15 protein-coding genes are annotated in these 19,492 nt (G+C 60.4%); 7 read left to right on the top strand and 8 right to left on the bottom strand.

Going from position 1 to position 19,492, the window contains the following annotated elements; translation table 11 throughout:
- The first annotated feature begins 48 nt into the window (after positions 1 to 48).
- Positions 49 to 1,116 (top strand): beta-N-acetylglucosaminidase domain-containing protein, encoded by a 1,068-nt coding sequence (locus KZO34_RS08000; RefSeq protein WP_219475487.1) that lies wholly within the window; start codon positions 49 to 51, stop codon positions 1,114 to 1,116.
- A gap of 9 nt (positions 1,117 to 1,125) precedes the next feature.
- Here the strand turns inward: KZO34_RS08000 and KZO34_RS07995 are convergent, their stop codons facing one another.
- A complete protein-coding gene (locus tag KZO34_RS07995) occupies positions 1,126 to 1,836 on the bottom strand; it encodes an SIMPL domain-containing protein (protein ID WP_219475483.1) in 711 nt (236 codons plus the stop codon).
- Between the two features lie 101 nt (positions 1,837 to 1,937).
- Between KZO34_RS07995 and KZO34_RS07990 the strand changes: the two genes are divergently transcribed.
- Positions 1,938 to 2,465: a macro domain-containing protein gene (locus tag KZO34_RS07990; protein WP_308318780.1), complete on the top strand. Its 528-nt coding sequence runs from the start codon at positions 1,938 to 1,940 to the stop codon at positions 2,463 to 2,465.
- On the opposite strand, the gene KZO34_RS07985 is transcribed toward KZO34_RS07990, so the two are convergent.
- Positions 2,434 to 3,363, bottom strand: a complete 930-nt coding sequence (locus KZO34_RS07985; RefSeq protein WP_219475480.1) for a ChaN family lipoprotein — start codon at positions 3,361 to 3,363, stop codon at positions 2,434 to 2,436. The two genes, KZO34_RS07990 and KZO34_RS07985, sit on opposite strands and share 32 nt — an antisense overlap.
- 180 nt (positions 3,364 to 3,543) lie before the next feature.
- Here KZO34_RS07985 and dauA point away from each other — a divergent pair, with 180 nt between their 5' ends.
- From dauA to KZO34_RS07970, 3 genes are all read left to right on the top strand, one after another.
- On the top strand, positions 3,544 to 5,268 hold the full coding sequence (gene dauA / locus KZO34_RS07980) for a C4-dicarboxylic acid transporter DauA (protein ID WP_219475477.1): 1,725 nt from the start codon (positions 3,544 to 3,546) through the stop codon (positions 5,266 to 5,268).
- Positions 5,269 to 5,345: 77 nt separating this feature from the next.
- Positions 5,346 to 7,295: a CASTOR/POLLUX-related putative ion channel gene (locus KZO34_RS07975; RefSeq protein ID WP_219477239.1), complete on the top strand. Its 1,950-nt coding sequence runs from the start codon at positions 5,346 to 5,348 to the stop codon at positions 7,293 to 7,295.
- Between the two features lie 237 nt (positions 7,296 to 7,532).
- Positions 7,533 to 9,125, top strand: a complete 1,593-nt coding sequence (locus KZO34_RS07970; RefSeq protein ID WP_219475475.1) for an isocitrate lyase — start codon at positions 7,533 to 7,535, stop codon at positions 9,123 to 9,125.
- An 89-nt stretch (positions 9,126 to 9,214) separates the two neighbouring features.
- Here the strand turns inward: KZO34_RS07970 and KZO34_RS07965 are convergent, their stop codons facing one another.
- Complete coding sequence (locus tag KZO34_RS07965; protein ID WP_219475472.1) at positions 9,215 to 10,306, bottom strand: M48 family metallopeptidase; 1,092 nt, start codon at positions 10,304 to 10,306, stop codon at positions 9,215 to 9,217.
- Positions 10,275 to 11,588, bottom strand: a complete 1,314-nt coding sequence (locus KZO34_RS07960; RefSeq protein ID WP_219475470.1) for a YjgN family protein — start codon at positions 11,586 to 11,588, stop codon at positions 10,275 to 10,277. The genes KZO34_RS07965 and KZO34_RS07960 overlap by 32 nt, the downstream gene beginning before the upstream one ends.
- A 476-nt stretch (positions 11,589 to 12,064) precedes the next feature.
- Here KZO34_RS07960 and KZO34_RS07955 point away from each other — a divergent pair, with 476 nt between their 5' ends.
- Positions 12,065 to 12,319: a hypothetical protein gene (locus KZO34_RS07955; RefSeq protein ID WP_219475468.1), complete on the top strand. Its 255-nt coding sequence runs from the start codon at positions 12,065 to 12,067 to the stop codon at positions 12,317 to 12,319.
- Positions 12,320 to 12,403: 84 nt separating this feature from the next.
- Here the strand turns inward: KZO34_RS07955 and KZO34_RS07950 are convergent, their stop codons facing one another.
- Entirely contained in the window at positions 12,404 to 13,801 is a 1,398-nt protein-coding gene (locus KZO34_RS07950) for a sigma-54-dependent transcriptional regulator (RefSeq protein WP_219475465.1), read from the bottom strand.
- Between the two features lie 311 nt (positions 13,802 to 14,112).
- On the opposite strand from KZO34_RS07950, the gene senA reads away from it, so the two are divergent.
- The gene (gene senA / locus KZO34_RS07945; protein ID WP_219475463.1) at positions 14,113 to 15,480 is read left to right on the top strand and encodes a selenoneine synthase SenA; all 1,368 of its coding nucleotides are present in this window, start codon (positions 14,113 to 14,115) and stop codon (positions 15,478 to 15,480) included.
- 15 nt (positions 15,481 to 15,495) lie between these two features.
- On the opposite strand, the gene KZO34_RS07940 is transcribed toward senA, so the two are convergent.
- The 3 genes from KZO34_RS07940 to purD all read right to left on the bottom strand — a co-directional run bounded on the left by KZO34_RS07940 (position 15,496) and on the right by purD (position 19,489).
- On the bottom strand, positions 15,496 to 17,049 hold the full coding sequence (locus KZO34_RS07940) for a cation:proton antiporter family protein (protein WP_219475460.1): 1,554 nt from the start codon (positions 17,047 to 17,049) through the stop codon (positions 15,496 to 15,498).
- A gap of 113 nt (positions 17,050 to 17,162) precedes the next feature.
- Positions 17,163 to 18,098 carry an alpha/beta fold hydrolase gene (locus tag KZO34_RS07935; protein ID WP_219475455.1) on the bottom strand — a complete coding sequence of 312 codons (936 nt, stop codon included), beginning with the start codon at positions 18,096 to 18,098 and terminating at the stop codon, positions 17,163 to 17,165.
- Positions 18,099 to 18,202: 104 nt separating this feature from the next.
- On the bottom strand, positions 18,203 to 19,489 hold the full coding sequence (gene purD, locus KZO34_RS07930) for a phosphoribosylamine--glycine ligase (RefSeq protein ID WP_219475451.1): 1,287 nt from the start codon (positions 19,487 to 19,489) through the stop codon (positions 18,203 to 18,205).
- Between the last annotated feature and the right edge of the window lie 3 nt (positions 19,490 to 19,492).

Here is a 19,492-nt window from a genome sequence, read left to right as displayed (position 1 = left end):
ATCAAGTGCCGGGAGTCCGGCTCAGGGACAACGCAAGGAGTTGCCGTCATGACTACGCCACTTGGCGTTATTGAAGGTTTTTATGGCCCCCTGTGGAACTGGCAGGAGCGCCGTCAGCTGGTGCGTGCACTGGCTCCTCACGGTTATAGGTTCTATCTCTATGCCCCCAAGGCGGACGCCTTTCTGCGGCGTCGCTGGCAGGAGCCACACCCGCCGGCGCTTGCCGCCGAGCTGGCCGAGTTCGGTCGTTTCTGTCGGGCCGAGGGCATGCGGTTTGGCATCGGGCTGAGCCCGTTCGAAATCTTCAACCGGTTTGATGATCAGGCCCGGGAGGCATTGGCCGACAAGCTGAACTGGCTGGACCGGATCGGGATCGATGAGCTGGCGATCCTGTTCGATGACATGCGTTCCGGCACCCCGGATCTCGCCCAGACCCAGGCAGACATTGTGCATTGGGTACGCGAGCATATCTCGGCGCCTCAGCTCAGTGTCTGCCCCAGCTATTATTCGGACGATCCGGTGCTGGACCGGGTCTTCGGAGAACGTCCAGCCGATTACCTGGCGACCCTGGGACGTAAGCTCGATCACTCCGTAAACATCTTCTGGACCGGGGAAGAAGTCTGTTCGAGGGAAATCTCACCGGGGCATCTGAAGCGGATCGGGGATGTGCTGGGGCGCAAACCGGTGCTGTGGGACAACTATCCGGTTAACGATGGCGACCGGATGTCCGCGCACCTGCACCTGAGGGGCTTCACCGGGAGGCCGGCCGCGAACGCTGCCCACCTGGCCGGTCACGGAATCAACCCGGCCTTGCAGCCGACACTGACCACCATTCCCGCCATAACGCTGTCGGAATCCTATCGCCTGGGGCCGGAATATCAGTACGGACAGGCGTTTCGTCATGCCGCCCGTGAGGTGCTCGGGCGGGAGTTGGCGGAGCAGGTTCACGCCGACCTGCTGGTGTTGCAGGATGCCGGGCTTGGCCGCATCGGGGATGAAAAGCGACAGGCTCTGTTGCGAACCTACGACGCCTTTGATCACCCGGCGGCCAGTGAAATCCTGCGCTGGCTGATGGGGGAGTTCCAGGTTACGGATGAGATGGTGGCGACCCAGTAGCCGGCCGTCTCACTGGAGGTAGTATTCAACCGTGGATACCACGCGAACCGTCTTGACCGGTTGCTGCCCTTCCATGATGCCCGGGGCCTGATCCCGGGCCAGAATCTGAAACACGCCCTGATTGGCTCGACGCAAACCCCCGAGCTCGGCGTCGGCATCCTGGGCAAACTGTGCCGCCGCTTCCCGGGCTGACGCGGTGGCCTCGGCGATCATGCCCGGTTTGATCGAATTCAGTCCGTTGAACAGGTAGGTGGGGCCGGCTGGACCGAAGTCGGACGAGAGGATTACCCCGGAATCCACCAGTTCACTCACGCCCTGAGCCGCCCGCTGGATTTTTTCGATATCGGTGCTGCGCACCATCAGGGTCTGATTGATGATGAACTTCTGCTCACCGTTGCCGCCCTGATAGGGGGTGGCCCGGGTATCGGTGACATCCAGGCGTTGGAGTTCGACCGCGCTTTCCTCAATGGCCTGGAGCTTCAGGAAGGCCATAATGGCGTCCCGGCTTTTTCGGGCAAGGTCCTGCGCTGCCGTCAGCGTGTTGCCGGTGGCAACAAAACGAATCGGCCACAGGGCCAGGTCCGCATTCACTTCCCGCTCGGCCACGCCTTTCACGGTGACGTAACGGTCGCCGGTTCGCAGGTCGGTCAGTCCGTCGGCAATCAGCGACGCGGAAACGATGGCGCTGATGCCGAGAATCAGAGCGACAAGAACTTTCATGGTGGTTTCCTTGTGTTGAGAGAGCCCGTGGCAGGCGCTGCTGCTATCCTTGAATCAGGTTCAAGACTAGCGCCTCGTGGCCAGAGCGGAAAGGGGGAAACGTGCTGAAGGTTGAGATCGTGCAGGGCAACATCGCATCGCAGCCGGACATGGATGCCGTGGTCAACGCCGCCAACGCCCGCCTGATGCCGGGCAGTGGCGTTGCCGGCGCCATTCACGGTGCCGCCGGCCCGGGGCTTGCCGAGGAGTGCCAGGCGCTGGCCCCGATCTCGCCCGGCGAGGCGGTAATCAGTTCCGGACACCGGCTACCGAACCGACATGTTATTCATTGTCTGGGGCCGGTTTACGGTGTGGACGAGCCATCGGACCGGCTGCTGGGAGACTGCTACCGCAACGCGCTGGCGGTAGCGGAACAGCATCGGTTGAACTCGGTGGCGTTTCCCGCCATTTCCACCGGGGTGTTTGGCTATCCGGTGGACAAGGCTGCGGCCGTTGCCATCGACGCGATTGCCGCGATGGCGCCTGCGCTCCGTTTCGTCCAGCGCGTTCGCCTGGTGCTGTTCAGTGATTCGGATCGCAGGCTGTTCCAGGCAGCGCTCAGTCGCAGCTCGTTGACGTCGACAGACTGAAACGGGCCGTCATGGCCGCCCGTTCCCGTTCCGGGTCACGAAACTCCACCGGCAGCGGCTGAATGAAATACAGAAAGTCGCCGAGGGTGCGATTTTCTTCCACCGGCGCACCACTCCGGTCGTCGGGCCAGAATACCGGCGAAATCACGGCAACCGAGAGCTCCGGCGCACGCCGCGTCAACATCGCAACGGTGCCCAGCCCTTCTTCGCTGTGAAAGGTGCCGGTAACGTGCAGAATCTGGTTGTCCGGATAGGCTTGATGCGCTTCCAGAATGCGCATGGCCATGGTGTTGTCCCGCAGGAGCTGGGCCCGATAGGTGTTCTGCATGCGCTCGGTCATGGTCGGATCGCCAGCGCCATGGCTGCTGGAGATGGCGGCAACAAATTTATCTTGGTAGGCGGGTGTATCAGCAAACGGATCCCGGGGTAGCCGGCTGCGCCGTTGCTCGCTCAGCGTGTCAAGGAAGCCCGGTCCCGTTCGCCCGACGCAGCGCACGATATCGGCTGGCGCGTTGGCGGCAAATACCGGCAGGTTGTTGAGTCGTGCAAACTCCACCAGTGGCCGGTAAGACGCCCGGTAGTTGTCCCAGGCGGTGGCGTCTTCAATCAGTTCGGTCTCGCCAATCTGTCCCTTCAGGTACCGATCCAGTTCCGGTTGGTGATTCAGTTCGAACTGTTCCATGGTCAGCACCTGGTCCGGACGCTGCCGGTGAAGCGCGGCCTGGAGCTGTGACTGGAGCAGATGAGAGCCGTGATGGCCATGATATTCACCAACGACAACGACATCGGTATGTGACAGTTGCCGGGCCAGCGCTGCCACATCCAGAGGCTGGCCGCTGGCGGCCTCGACGATGCTGGCGTCGTACTGGGTTTCAGGCCGTGATGTGATCGCGGTCATGGTCGAGCATCCACCGAGGCTGAGTAGCGTGGTCATTAACAGGACAGGCGTCAGTAGGTTCATGGCAGCAGTATACGAAAACCCGGCCCGTTTGGGTGTGGTTTATGTCCGTGGCAGCCAAGCCGGTGGCCACTGTCGCAATATGCGGTAGAATCCTTAGTTTTCCAAGGCGATACGTTCATGTCCCACCGCGCTCACCTGTTCTCTCTCCGGTTCGCCCATGCGCTGCGCGAAGCCTGTCTGGACGAGCGATACAATGGCGCGCGGCTGCTGCGGGATGTGCTGGCGGGCCTGACCGTGGGCATCATTGCCATCCCCCTGGCCATGGCCCTGGCGATCGCCAGCGGCGTTGCCCCGCAGTATGGTCTTTATACCGCTATTGTTGCGGGTTTTGTCATTGCCCTGACCGGCGGCAGCCGCTTCAGTATCTCGGGCCCCACCGCCGCGTTTGTGGTGATCCTTTATCCGATCGCCCAGCAGTACGGCCTTGGCGGCCTGTTGCTGGCCACGCTGATGTCGGGTGTGCTGTTAATCATTATGGCGATAATGCGCCTGGGTCGGTTCATTGAATACATTCCCGAACCGGTCACCCTGGGCTTTACCGGCGGCATAGCCGTGGTTATTGTTACTCTGCAGGTCCCGGATTTTTTTGGTCTGTCCCTGGTCGGCCTTCCGGAAGCCTACTGGGACAAACTCTCGGCGCTGGCCCGAGGGCTGCCTGACCTGGATATGATGAGTACGCTGGTTGCCGGCGCAACGCTGGCCGTTATGCTGCTCTGGCCCCGTCTGAAAACGCCGGTTCCTGCGCATCTGCCAGCGGTGGTGGTTGGCAGCCTGCTGGCGTTCCTGCTCAATGCCAGCGGTGCCTCCATTGACACAATCGGGTCCCGATTCAGTTATCTGTTACCGGACGGCTCGGTGGGCGCTGGCATTCCGCCGTTCCTGCCGGAGCTGGCGTGGCCCTGGCAGCGGCCGGATGCCAGTGGGGAGCCGCTTGGTCTCTCCTGGTCCATGGTCCGGGAACTCTTGCCGTCGGCCTTTGCCATCGCGATGCTGGGGGCCATCGAATCGTTGCTGTGTGCGGTGGTGCTGGACGGTATGACGGGCAGGCGCCACAGTGCCAACAGCGAACTCATGGGGCAGGGGCTTGGCAACCTCATCACACCGTTTTTTGGCGGTATCACCGCCACCGCCGCGATCGCGCGCTCGGCAGCAAACTATCGTGCCGGGGCGGAATCCCCGGTGTCCGCCATGGTTCACTCACTGGTCATTCTGCTGGCTCTGATGTCCCTGGCCGGGGTGTTGGCCTATCTGCCCATGCCGGCGATGGCCGCGCTGTTGGTGATGGTGGCCTGGAATATGAGCGAGGCACCCAAGGCGTTCCACCTCCTGAAAACGGCTCCTCGCAGTGACATCCTGGTGTTCCTGGCCTGCTTTTCGCTGACCGTGATCCTGGATATGGTCATTGCCATCACCACCGGCGTCCTGCTGGCTGCGGTGTTGTTCATGCGCGAGATGGCGCAGATGACCCGGGTCACCGACATCACCCACAGCAAGCGGGTTGTCGGTGCCCAGTTGCCCGAGGGCTGGCAGGTGTTCAAGATCAACGGTCCGCTGTTCTTCGCGGCCGCCGACCGGGTCTTCGGCGAATTGGCGTCGCTGTCACGGGAGTCCCGGGGCTTTATCCTGTACATGGACGGCGTCACGGTCCTTGATGCCGGTGGGCTGTCGGCGATGAACAAACTGATCAGCACCTGTCAGCGTGAGGGCACGCAAGTGGCGCTGGCCGATCTTCAGTACCAACCCCTGAGAGCGCTGGCCCGGGCAGGTGTAAAGCCCATTGACGGGGTCAGCCGGTTCTACCCCTCCCTCGACGAGGCGCTGGCCTCGGTCGGGGCGCAGTGATTTCAGGAAATATTCAGGAAATCAGTTGATTATCGGCTATGCTGGCGGTATCGATACCGCTTGAAGACAGGATGCCCATGCTCCCTTTCCGGATTGTTGACCGAATCAAGTTCGTCGTCGAGCGCCAGCTGGTTAAAGGCGCCGGGTTCCAACTGCTCGTGGTGGCGGCCTTCATCGCGCTGATCTCGCTTATCGGCGGGCTGCTGGTCGTGCCCCTGGGGGCATCCTTCGAGAACGTGGGATCGGCAATCTGGTGGGCTTTTCTGCGGCTGACCGATCCGGGCTATCTCGGTGACGATGTCGGGACCTGGCAGCGGTTTGTCTCCACCATGCTCACGGTCAGTGGCTACGTGGTGTTCATGGGTACCCTGGTGGCGATTCTTACCCGTTGGCTGATCGCCAAGATGGCCGACCTCGAGCGGGGACTGACGCCGGTGACCCTGAAGAATCACGTGGTCGTTCTGGGCTGGACCAGTCAGACCCTGCCATTGCTGTCCGAGTTGCTGGGGTCGTCCGGTCGGATGCGGCGGTTTCTCGAGAAACATGACACTCAGAAACTGAACCTGGTGGTTCTGTCAGAGGACGCCTCCGCGCAACAGGTTCATGAGTTGCGCAGTGAGCCGGGGATTGGACGACGGGCACGACAGATTATCCTGCGTTCCGGATCGGCCATCCAGCCCGATGCCCTGCATCGTGTGGCCTGTCTGGATGCGGCCGCAGTCATTGTGCCCAGTGCCACCCATGAGGCCGGCAGCCTGGTGACCTCCGACGTCGAGACGGTCAAGGCGCTGCTGTCCATAGCGGCGCAAGCCCGGCACTACGGCTCGCCGTTGCCGTTCGTCGTCGCGGAAATTCAGGACGTTCGCAAGCTTGCGGTCATTGAGCGGGCCTACCCGGGCGCGGTGGAAGTGGTCGCCGGGGACGCCACCATCAGCCGGCTGATGGTGCAGAACATCCTGCACCCCGGTCTGTCCGAGATATTCAACGAGCTGCTGACAGCGGGGGTGGGTAATGAAATCTATGTCCGCGGCGGGGAGTCCGTGGCCGGCCTGTCCCTCGGGGAGCTGGCCTCGGCGCGGCCGGGCGTGATTGTGCTGGGGCTGTTGCGCCGGCAAGGCAGCAATTGGGACGTCCGGCTCGTCGCGCCCTCGGACACCCGGATTGATGCCGATGACCGGGTCATCATGATGGCCCGGGATTACTCCGAAACGGATCCGAACCCCAAATTACCCGCCTTGCCGGCTATCACCCTGAAGGAGGCCCGCCAGAACGACCGGGTTCCTGCGATCCGGGGTCAGCGTATTCTGGTGCTGGGCTGGAATCGCCGGGTGCCCAGTCTGGTGGCCGAGTTTGCCAGCTATGGGCATCTGGATTTTCAGGTGGACCTGGTCTCGGTGGTTCCCGCCCGGGAGCGGGAGCAGGCAATCTTCCGCTATGTGGGCGAATATCCGGGGGTTCGTTGCCACCACGTTGAGGCTGACTACATGGTAGAGGGGGAGCTCAGGCGCCTGATGCCTTCGGGCTACGACACCGTGATTCTGCTCAGTAGCGACCGTCTCGCCTCAGGTGAGGAGGCCGACGCCCGAGCCATGGTTGGCTATTTGCAGCTGGAGGAAATTCTGGCAGAGAGCCCGCAGCGGCCGCAGTTAATCATGGAACTGAGCGATCCGGATAACCGGCACCTGCTGTATGACCATCAGGGTGAAATGCTGATCAGTCCGATGATTCTCAGTCATGTTCTGGCTCAGGTGGCATTGCGACGGGAGTTAAGGGTGGTGCTGGATGAGTTGTTCACGGTTGGCGGCGCCGAAATCCAGTTCCGGGATCCCGATGATTACCCGTTACCCGCCAGTGTCGATTTCCAGTTGCTTGAGAAGACGCTCGCCAATGAAGGGGAGGTGGCGCTCGGGGTGTTTCGATCCCGTCCCGACGACAAGGGCCGCCACCTGCTGCTGAACCCTCCCCGTAAGCAGTACCTCGATATCCAGCCGGGGGACCGGCTGGTGGTTCTTTGTCATAGCCTCTGACCACTGTGTCGCTGATCTCTCAGTCCTGCTCCAACCGACCGCCGTCGGGTCGGCATCTACATTCATGAAAAAAATGCTGAAAATAGATTATATAAATTTCAATTATAAATTTTAAAGCACTAAAGTAACCCTCAACGTCAGCGCCATGCTTAAAAAATGAGCAGGCTGTTGGCTTCGGACGTTGCTGTACGCTACTCCGCACCGACTTAGAAAACCAACGCAGAAAGGATTGAGACCATGCCCTACGCACAAGACGTTGACCAGATTGCTTCCCTGTTGAAGCAGCACCCGACCTGGAACGCCATCAACCCGAAGCACGCCGCTCGCATGCGCGCCCAGAACAAGTTCAAGACCGGTCTGGACATCGCCAAGTACACCGCCAAGATCATGCGCGAAGACATGGCGAACTACGACAACGACACCTCCCAGTACACCCAGTCTCTGGGCTGCTGGCACGGCTTCATCGGTCAGCAGAAGATGCTGTCGATCAAGAAGCACTTCGGTACCACCAAGCGTCGTTACCTGTACCTGTCTGGCTGGATGGTTGCCGCCCTGCGCTCCGAGTTCGGTCCGCTGCCTGACCAGTCCATGCACGAGAAGACTGCCGTATCCGGTCTGATCGAAGAGCTGTACACCTTCCTGCGTCAGGCGGATGCCTGGGAACTGAACCATCTGTTCCGTGCCCTGGAAGAAGCCGAGAACGCTGGCGACAACGCCAAGGCTGAGGAGCTGATCAAGCAGATCGACAACCACGAAACTCACGTTGTACCGATCATTGCCGACATCGACGCTGGTTTCGGTAACGCCGAAGCGACTTACCTGCTGGCCAAGCAGATGATCGAAGCCGGTGCCTGCTGCATCCAGATCGAGAATCAGGTTTCCGACGAGAAGCAGTGTGGTCACCAGGACGGCAAGGTTACCGTTCCTCACGCCGACTTCCTGTCCAAGATCAACGCTGTGCGTCTGGCCTTCCTCGAGCTGGGTGTAGACGACGGTGTGATCGTTGCCCGTACCGACTCCCTGGGCGCCGGCCTGACCCAGAAGATCGCCGTGACTGAAGAGCCGGGCGATCTGGGCGACCAGTACAACAGCTTCATCGACGGTGAAGTGATCGAGAAGGCTGAAGACATCAACAACGGCGACGTTGTGATCAAGCAGAAAGGTCAGCTGGTTCGTCCGAAGCGTCTGGCTTCCGGCCTGTTCCAGTTCAAGCCGGGCACTGGCGAAGACCGTGTTGTGCTGGACTGCATCACCAGCCTGCAGAACGGCGCTGACCTGCTGTGGATCGAAACCGAGAAGCCGCACGTTGGCCAGATCGCTGCCATGGTTAACCGCATCAAGGAAGTGGTTCCCGATGCCAAGCTGGTTTACAACAACAGCCCGTCCTTCAACTGGACTCTGAACTTCCGTCAGCAGGTATTCGACGCGTGGCAGGAAGAAGGCAAGGACGTCTCTGCGTACGATCGCGCCAAGCTGATGAGCGAAGAGTACGACAACACCGAGCTGGGTCAGCTGGCTGACGAGTGGTGCCGTAACTTCCAGCGTGATGGTTCACGCGAAGCCGGTATCTTCCACCACCTGATCACACTGCCGACTTACCACACCGCGGCCCTGTCTACGGACAACCTGGCCAAGGGTTACTTCGGTGACGAAGGCATGCTGGCCTATGTTGCCGGTGTGCAGCGTAAGGAAATCCGTCAGGGTATCGCTACCGTCAAGCACCAGGACATGGCTGGTTCCAATATCGGTGACGACCACAAGGAATTCTTCGCTGGTGATGCGGCGCTGAAGGCCGGTGGTAAAGACAACACCATGAACCAGTTCGGCTAATCGAACGGTCTGGTTGTCACTCCCGGGCAAGCCCGGGAGTCACAGAAAAGCCCCGCCAATGGCGGGGCTTTTTTATGGCTGATCCGGCGTTACCGGGATGCTGCATCGCGAAAGCGCTGAATGCGTTCCTCGGTAACCGGGTGGCTCGACAACAGGTCGCCAAGCCTGCTCCAGCGACTGTCCTCCTCGACGTCTTCTTCCGCGTCGTCCCGACCGTCGTGCGCCGAGGCCGCCAGCCGGCCCATGATGTTGGCAAAGTGGCCAGGATCCAGGTCATGCCGTAGCAGGGTTTCCAGTGCGTACTGGTCTGCCTGCCGCTCCATCGTCCGTGAATAGGACAGACTCATCAGCACAGCCGGCACCACCACGGTGGTATCGGAAAAGGCCGAAAGATCGCCGGTCATCATCACGATCAGCCAGAAGGTCAGTGACGACTGGACCATGCCCTGCATGCCATGCCGATGTTCCACATGGCCAATTTCGTGGGCAAGGATGGCCACCAGCTCGTCGTCGGTTTCTGCCAGTTCGACCAGCTCATCGGTGAAGATCAGGCTGCCATTGGGCAGCGCCAGGGCATTGGCTCCGATGGCCGGAGCCGAGCGAAACAGGACGTTCAGTTCCTGCCCGCCGACTGGTGCCAGAAACGGCTCGAAATGGCGTTGCAGCGATTCCTGCCGGGTATCCGACAGCTCGGAGGGTTCAAGCCAGGTGCCGTCCAGGGAGGCCAGGGTGGATTCGCCTACCTGCTCGGCAATGCTGTCGGGCAGGGCATACGCGATGGCCTTGGCTGTCCAGGGAACGCCGTAGACGAAGGCAAACGCCGTAACCGCGATCGTGACCACCACCGCCGTCAGGATCAGCGCGAGATGGTTCTCCAGCCGATGTAACAGGCGTGACAGGCGGCCGGTCGCGGCCCCCCGACCGAGCTGATCCACCCGATCGTTATCGGTGGTTTCGAACACGCCGTCATCCGGCAGGTGAAGGTATCGCGGGGTATTGCCCACCCGGGGGGAAATGGTCAGCTCCTGCAGAGACAGGCGCTGTTGAAGGGATTCGGTGACCAGCACCAGTTCACCCCCGACAGAACGCAGCAGAGCGTCCTGTCGGAAGGAGTTGTCGCCGGAATAGAACTGCCCTTCAATGGCCAGGTCAGATGGCGGCGAATTCGACATCAAAGGCATCTCCCAGTTCCTGACCCAGGGCACTGGTGCGGTTCTTCTCGGCTGCGACGAAGTGGTCCAGATCACCGGAAATCTGCATGCTTGTGCAGGCGGCGCGGTAGCGTGCCATGCGAACTTTGGCCCAGGGGGTGAACAGGCCAAGGGTAAGGACGACGAGCAGGCTGTTGCTCAGATAGATCCAGACCATCTGTGCCGGACCCAGCCCGGATTCGAAGCGGTGGTCGGCCAGTTGGGTCGAGTTCAGGAACAGATTGGCCACACCCGCCATGAAAACCCCAAGGATCGTCAGGTAACCCACGCCACCAATGATGGCGGCCACTATTGGAATGCCTGCCCGGGCGCTCAGGAAGGCGCCAGCACCGAAAGCGATCGCCAGCAAGAGGACCTTGCCAAACAGCACGTAATAGGTCTTGGTGGCGGCTGCCAATTCAAAGCTGGTTGTGCCATAGCGGCTGCCGTTGGCGATAAACTGGTGGGTTTTCTTGAGTACCAGGGGCGTGAGCAGAAGCAGGCACAGCAGGTTTAGCAGGGGCCACACGAAGGCGACCATAAAGGCCTGACCGTAGCTACCCTGGAAGTCGAACCGGATGTTGCGGTAGGCGCTGTTGATGGCGTTGAAGCGCAGCGAGCGAATCATGATCCAGGGTACCAGGAACACAAAAGCCACGGCGAAAGCGATAGCCGCTTCCACGAACAGTTCCGACAGGGCCACGTAGGCAACCAGCACGGCAAGCGCGATCAGCCGGCCTTTGAGAATGGTGATCGGACTGGCCAGGTACTGGAAGCTGGCACCGTCCAGCCGTGTGTTGCCATAGAAATACTGGTTGTTGCGAACCGTGGCCCAGGCCGAGTAGATGCCGAGGGTGACAATGGTGAGAAGAATGTTGACGATCCAGATGCCAAAGTACTCGCCGCCGCGCCCAGTGAACTCGAGGGGAGCGCGTCTGCGGTCGCCGGCGGCCTCATCAGTGGCGCCCGCCGGCAGTGTTCCCGCTGACTCCTTTTCAGCGGGGGCCGGCTTTGCCGGGGTCGAGGAGACCCGGTTCTGGGACGAAATCCGGACATCGGCGCCGGCCGCGGTCAGACGCTTGTGGTAAATCACCGCTTCTTCATGGTTCAGGTCGGACTTGATCGCCGGTGCATCGGTGGCCGGTGAGAACAGGCGCTCAATGCGTTCTTCTGTGGCGTTGAAAAGATCCTGCAGGTTGGCCTTCACCTGCGGCTCGTCAAATCCGTCCAGGATCTGACCGGCAAAAATAATCTGGTAAAGCTCTGTCGACATAAACCTTCCTTACTGTGTGGCTCAACGATACGGGGCGCGGCCCCGCTTGTGCGTCCGTGCTGTGGCAGAACGGTAACCTGCCCGACATTACCAGAATTTCATGGTTCGTGTGTGAGTCAACCGACATTTGTGCAACAGGATTGTGACGGGAATCGGACGTTAGCATTTTATATTTTTAACATCGGGATAAATTCCTATGTCCATGAATCGAGAATCGAATTCCTGTGAAGCTCGGAAAACTGCCGGGCACCCTGTTTCACCGTTGAAACAGGTGGGATGCTTCCAGGGTCTCCGTTATATCCGTTGATTCAAATAAAAAGTATCTGAGATAAATCTGTTCAGGAAAGTTTGAGCAAAGCTGGCACGGGAATCGCCCAGGCCTCCGGGCGGGTCCGGATCCTGAAGTCCCCGATAGTCATCGGATTGGGAATGGATCTCCAGGAAACCAACGACAGCAAATCAAAGGAATTGACGACATGACTATGAACAAAAACTTGCTAGCGATCGCCATTGCAATGGGACAGGGACTGTCTGGAGCGGCCTTCGCCGATCAGGGTGGAGATGGAAGTCCGAACACCAACGCCGACGACGGTTCAACCGCCACCTATGGCGACGCTGATGGTGCTGGTCATTCCACCATGGCCAGTGCCTCCAATGAGATTGGCGACAGCTCTGCCAACTTCACTGGCGTGGGTGCCTCTTCGCCTCAGCTTCTTCGGGGGTTGCCGTAACGTCCTTGGCAGAGTTCGGCTGCGCAATCCGCATCACGGGTATCAGGTAGGTGCTGGCGAACAGCGGAAAGAGTAGCGGTTTTCTCATGGTGGATCTCCCTTGTGGTGTGAGCCCTGTCGGTGATGACCCGACTGGGAGCCGGCGTTGTACTTGTCCATAAGCCGGTAAAACGAAACTCGTGAAATCTTGAGGATCCGGGCTGCGGCGGAAATGTTGTGGTGGGCCAGGGCAAGGCTGCAGGACAGGGCCTGACGGTCAGCCCGGGCCCGGAATTCTTCCAGGCTGAGGTTGGAGGTGGCCGGCACATCCGCCTCCGGCCCGGTCGGTTCGAGGCCCAGGTCGGCGGGTTCAATCACTTCCCGATCGCACAGCAGTAACCCCTGCCGCAACCGGTTCTGAAGCTCCCGGAAATTTCCGGGCCAGGAGTGATTGACCAGGCGCTGGATCGCCGTTTCGCTGAGCCGTTTTTGTTCACCGCCTTGGATAGAGGCCTGAAGGAGGGCTTCTGCCAGTTCGGGGATGTCTTCGCGGCGGTCCTTGAGGGCGGGCAATCTCACTTCCAGACCGCCAAGCCGGTAATAGACGTCACTGCGAAACTGGCCGGTCTCGACCAGTTCGGTTAAGGGTTGGCTGGAGGTGGTAATGATCCGGCTGTCGATGGGGATGGGGTCGCTGCCGCCGATGCGCTCAATCTGGCCCTCCTGCAGGAAGCGAAGGATTGCCGATTGTTGCTCCAGATTCAGCTCATCAATGGACGACAGGATCAGGGAGCCCCCGTTGGCCAGCTCCAGCCGGCCTGGGTGGGCACTCAGGGCATGGGTGAAGGCGCCTTTTTCGTACCCGAACAGCTCACTCTGGGTCAGCGAATCGGGCAGCGCCGCGCAATTAACCGTCACCAGCGGCCCGGAGGCGCGTGTCGAGTGTTCATGGATGAACCGCGCGGCAGCATCCTTGCCGGTGCCACTTTCGCCGGTAATCAGGACCGGCTCCGGTGTCACCGAGAAGCGTCGGAGTAACCCGCGAACCTGACGAATGGCCTGCGAAGTGCCTTCCAGCACCAGAGCCTGATAGTCATCGCGGGGCAGGCCGACGGCGGGTTCGCGAATAGTGGCCATGCCCCAGAGATGGCCGAGTACGGTATCCAGCCGTTCGTGATTGACCGGCAGGGTGTGAAAATCGGAGCAATAGCGGGTGATCAGCTGGGCCGTTCGGGTCCCGGTGATCGGCCGATGCGGCACAATGCCCACCCAGTAGGCAAGGCTGAGTGCCTCCAGCCATTGTTCCAGCCATGGCAGGTCATCGGCCGGAAGACGGGTGAGATCCAGGACGCCAACCTTCGAGCCATCCGGGGGTGACATTTGAATGGGCACGGGGTTCTCCGGGTTGAAATCGATCAGATTCCAACGGGATCCCAGTGCTCTGCGCACGGTGGTATTGGTCTGTGCCGCTGACAACCAGACGAGCGGTCGCTTTTCCATCATGGCAAACCTCCACGAGAGTGATGCCTGGGAAAACGGGACTGCCAGTTGTGTAGAGAAAACCTGTAAGCCGGCAAGGCGAGCTGCCTGGTCACGGCCCTGTGACCCGTCACACGAGCCAGAAAGACGGTCTGGCGGTTCAAGCCGGTATACAGGATACATGCCACAATTCGTATCGGTCGCGCATTCAGGTGGTTGCGAGATCCGGAAATCAGCCACTGCGTAATACTGTAAAAGTAGTCGACAGTGCCTGGGGTCCGCCACCGGGAATCCATCTGTTATGCTGAAAAAAATACCGGAAGACGACGTAGCTTATGGGTGAGATGAAATCAATGGATGTTGCTCAGGCAATGCAGGATGACCTGTTACTTGAGCTTGAGCGTACGCGGCAACGCACGCGTGCGCTGATTACTTCCTTGCCAGAGGAACAACTGGCGGTGCCTTATCACCCGGGTGTAAACCCGCCATTGTGGGAGATGGGGCACGCGGCGTTTTTCTATGAAGTGTTCGTTTTCAATCTGCTGGATGGCACGCCGAGTTTTGATCCGTCCATGGATGACCTGTGGGATTCGTTCCACGTCGAGCACCGGGACCGCTGGAACCGCGCCCTTTTTCCCGGGCGACAAGCGACCCTGGACTATTTCGACACCATCTATGCACGTGTCGCCGAACGCATCCGGAGCCGTCCGCTGGACGACCGGACACTGTACCTGAACCGGTACGCCGTTTTTCATCAGAATATGCACATCGAATCGCTGATCTGGTGCCGGCAGACCGTGGGCTACCCGAAACCACCGGGCGCGGTTACCGATCGCCCGGCCCCGGGCCAACCGGTTGCCGGTGACGTGACAATCCCGGCGGGTCGTTGGTTGATTGGCATGCCCGGAGATTCAGAAGCCTACGCCACCACCGATTTCGCATTCGACAACGAGAAGCCGGGGTTCGAGCTTGATCTGGACTCGTTCGCCATTTCCCGGCAGCCAGTGTCGAATGCAGAGTTCCGTAAGTTTGTCGATGACGGTGGCTACCAGAAGCCGGAGTTGTGGTCATTCGGCGGGCGAAAGTGGCTTGAGACCGAGGTGGACGTTGCCCTGGTGCATGGCAGCCAGCAGCCCATGTCCCGGGTCCCGGCGCACCCCCTGTACTGGCGCTGGCATCAGCAACAGTGGCAAGAGCGCCTGTTTGATCACTGGCAGCCTCTGAAGCCGGATGCCCCGGTGACGCATATCAGTTACTGGGAAGCCGAGGCGTTCTGCAATTGGGCCGGGCGCAGGCTGCCGACCGAGTTCGAGTGGGAGGTGGCCGCCCTGGGTAACCGGCCGGGTCAGCCCGTCCGGCGTTTTCCCTGGGGTAACCAGCGCCCCGAGGAAACACTGGCGGACCTTGATGGCCAGTGCCTGGGACAGAATCCGGTGTACGATTACCCGGCATCAGACAGCCCCTTCGGCTGTCGCCAGATGATTGGCGGCGTCTGGGAGTGGACCAGCAACCAGTTCTTCCCCTATGACGGCTTCAGGATCGACATGTACCCGTTTATGTCGACCCTGCAGTTTGGCGATCACAAGGTCACTCGCGGGGGCAGTTGTGCGACATCCTCCTGCCTGATTCGCGGCACCTATCGCCAGGCCTACCTGCCGCAACGCAATGACGTATTCACCGGCTTTCGGACCTGTGCGCGCTAGAGCTGCCCGTGTGTGTCAGTCCGACCGCTCTGTGGCCCGGCTTATGATGTGGCTGGCGAGCGCTACACCGGTTTCGTTCATGGTCAGGTAGGCGTCATTGGCGCCGGCCTCCCTGATCTGGCGGGCTTCATCGTCATACATGGTGTGGGCAACGATATAACCCCGGAATCCCAGTTTTCTCAGCATGCGCGCGGCGATGAGCTTGCCCTCAATGTCACCCAGGGCAAGGATGACGGAATGCACCTCGGGCATGTGCAGGCCGTTCCAGAAAGATGCATCCTCCGCATCGGCGAACACGACGTTGCGGCCCTGCTTCTGGTGTTGATGGGCCTTGGCGGGGTCAGAGTCCAGGCCCATCAGATCCGGTTCCTGTTTGGAGATCCAGTCGTAGGCGGCGGTGCCTGTCCGCCCCATGCCCATGACAAGTACCCGGGTATTGCCGAGAGACAGGGGCTGTTCGTCCGGGTGATGTTTCTGACTTTCGAAGCGGGTGAGCCCGGATCCGAAGCGTTCATAGAGCAGGTGTGCAAAGCGGTTCAGTGGTGCTGAAATGACGAACGAGAGTGAGACCGAAATGGCCAGCGGCACCAGCCATTCCGGCAGGGCAACACTGGCGACAATCAGGCCGAATTCACTGTAGTTGGTCAGTGCCAGGGCACTGAGAAAGCTGCTTCTCGCCCGCAGGCGGAAAGCCAGTAACAAAAAGAAGAACAGGATGCCTTTCAGGGGCAGTACCAGGGTCGCCACTATCGCAAAAGTCAGTGCCTGGCTGTCCGGTAGTCCGCCGATCCCGATCTGGAGAAAGAATCCCACCAGGAACACCTCTTTCACGCTCCACAAGGATTTGGACAGTTCCTGGGAGCGGGGATGGTTGGACAGCATGGCACCGAACACCAGGGCGCCGAGCTCGGAACTCAGGCCGACGGATTCAAAGCCATACCCGCCCAGCACCAGCGCTAACAGAAGCCCCAGCAGCACCAGCAGCTCCTCATGTCCGCTGGCGTCAAGCAGCCGATACAGCAACGGGCGCAGCAGCGGCAACCCGAAAACGATCAGGGCCCATTGGGAGGGGGTCTGGCCGGCGGCGAGACTCATGACCACCAGGGCGATCAGGTCCTGCATGATCAGGATGCCAATGGCTACCCGGCCGTGGAAAGCACGAAGTTCCCGTTTGGTTTCCAGAACCTTGGCTGCCAGAACGGTAGACGAAAACGACAGGGCAATGGCCAGCAGGAGGGCGGTTTGCCAGGGCAGGTCCATCAGCAGATACAGGCCGGGGGTAAAGACTGCGCAGGTAATGCCAAAGTGCAGCAGGCTGCCACCGATCACTTCCCGGCTGACAATAGACCGCAGTTTCAGTTTGAGTCCAACGGTGAACAGGAGCAGCAGCACGCCGAGGTGGGCAATGTGGTTCAGCGCTTCGGTGGCTTCGATGGTCAGCCCGGAGAACGCCGACACGGCGCTGAGCAGGAAGCCTGCGGCCAGATAGCCCACCAGGGGGGGCAACCCGATGGCTTTGACCAGCAGGCCCAGGGCAAAAGCAAATGAGATCCAGAGAGCTTCGGGCATGAGACAGTCTTTTTTTCGAACACTGGGGATGCCTGCAAGGCTATCCTGTTTTACCAGTCCGGTGTAGTCGATAAACGTGGAATCTGCCTGAATTTACTCGAAATGTTGACTTGTCACCGTGCCGACTCGAGGAACGAGTGAAAGAGTTCGGCGGAACGTTCCGGTGCCTCAATCATCGGGGCATGCCCAATACCTTCCAGCAACTGGAGACGGGCATCGGGTATGGCAGCCACAAACAGGTCGCCATTACGATAATTGATGACCCGGTCTTCCTTGCCCCAGATTACCAGCACCGGATCCTGGATCAATGCGAGGCGGCTGCGAAAAGCAGACTCATAGCCACTGTCCCGGATTGCTGCGAAGATCACCTCGTTGACATTCCGGTTGGCAATCGCTTTTTCCTCCATCACGTCCAGGATGGGCCAGGGTACGAAAGGCTTCTCCTCCAGGGCAAAGTCCATCAACCGCTCCAGATCGCCGGGTTTAGAGGGAATCAGCGGGTTATCGCCCTCCAGAACCAGGTCAACGAGTTCGCTTTCGTATTCGAAGATTCCGGCCGGGTTGAACAGCACCGCCGTCTTGATGCGATCGGGGTAGCGTGCCGCGTACAGGGCAGTAATGGCACCGCCCATGGAGTTGCCCATCATGTGCGACTCACCGATCGACAGGGCTTGCAGAATCGCTGAGAGGTGCCCGGTTTGTTCTTCGAGGGTGTAGCCGAGGTCCAGGGGCTTGCTGCTCTCGCCATGGCCCGGCAAGTCGATGGCGTAAACGTTGAAGTCGGCGGTCAACTGGTTCGCGAGTCGGGTCCAGTTATCCTTGTTGGCCCCGAACCCGTGCACCATCACGATGGTGTCACCCGGGGTCGTTTCCGAGTTGCGCAGGTAGGCGATCTCAAGCTCGCCGACCTGAATCGTATCCGCTTCCAGTCCGGAGCTGGAGCGCTCCAGATCAATGGCGGTTTCGTAGATGCCCTGCCGCGAGCAGGCACTGCCAACAACGGCAATCAAGGCGATAAAAAGTAGGGTAAGCGGGCGACGACGGGGCATGGGGACGGTTCCTGGTAGGCAATAAGGGGGCTTCCTGTTCCGAGCTCTACCATATCCCAAAAAAAAGCCCGGTCAATGACCGGGCCTTGATACCGTGGGCTGGGTCAGGATTGCTCCCGGGAAATGGCCCGATGAGCAATGTCCTTGCGATAGAATACGCCCTCCCACTGGATGGTTTCGGCCAAGGCGTACGCCCGTTGTTGGGCCTCGGTCACGGTACTGCCCAGTGCGGTGGCGCACAGGACCCGGCCACCGTTGGTCACGACCTGATCGCCATTCAGCCGGGTTCCGGCGTGAAAGACTTTTTCGCCTTCGGTCTCGGATGCCGGCAAGCCGGAAATGACATCGCCCTTGTTATAGCTGCCCGGGTAGCCTCCGGCGGCCAGCACGATACCAACCGAGGCGCGTTCGTCCCAATCGGAGCGGCACTGGTCCAGCGTGCCATCAATGGCGGCGCCGCACAGCTCGACCAGGTCCGACTGCATGCGCAGCATGATCGGCTGGGTTTCCGGGTCACCGAAACGGCAATTGAATTCGATGACCTTCGGGGCGCCCTTGCCGTCGATCATCAGGCCGGCGTACAGGAAGCCCTTGTACGGGTGGCCTTCAGCGGCCATGCCGCGTACGGTCGGATAGATGACCTCATCCATGATGCGCCGGTGTACGTCGGCGGTGACCACCGGGGCAGGGGAGTAAGCGCCCATGCCACCGGTGTTCGGGCCGGTATCACCGTCACCCACCCGCTTGTGATCCTGAGACGTGGCCATCGGCAGTACGTGCTCACCGTCCACCATGACAATGAAGCTGGCTTCTTCGCCGTCCAGGAACTCTTCGACCACCACGCGACTGCCGGCGTCGCCGAAGGCGTTGCCGGCCAGCATGTCGCGGATTGCGTCTTCGGCTTCGGCCAGGGTCATGGCCACAATCACACCTTTACCGGCCGCCAGGCCGTCAGCCTTGACCACGATAGGGGCGCCCTGTTCGCGGACATAGGCCAGGGCTTCATCGACGTCGGTGAAGTTGCCGTAGGCCGCGGTCGGAATTTTCTGGCGTGCCAGGAAGTCCTTGGTGAAGGCCTTGGAGCCCTCGAGTTGGGCGGCGCCGGCACTGGGGCCAAACACGCGCAGGCCCCGATCCTCGAATTTGTCGACAATGCCGGCGACCAGGGGCGCTTCCGGACCCACGATGGTCAGGCCCACGTTGTTGGTGGCGGCAAAGTTGGCAAGTCCGTCCAGGTCCATCACGTCAATGTTGACGTTTTCCAGACCCGGCTCACGGGCGGTACCGGCATTGCCTGGCGCGACAAACACTCGGTCTGCGTCAGGGGACTGCGCAGCTTTCCAGGCGAGGGCATGTTCGCGGCCACCGTTACCGATCACAAGAATGTTCATGTT

The organism is Marinobacter sp. F4206 (genome assembly GCF_019392195.1).
Lineage (GTDB): Bacteria > Pseudomonadota > Gammaproteobacteria > Pseudomonadales > Oleiphilaceae > Marinobacter.
This window is presented reverse-complemented; position numbering and strand designations above follow the sequence as displayed.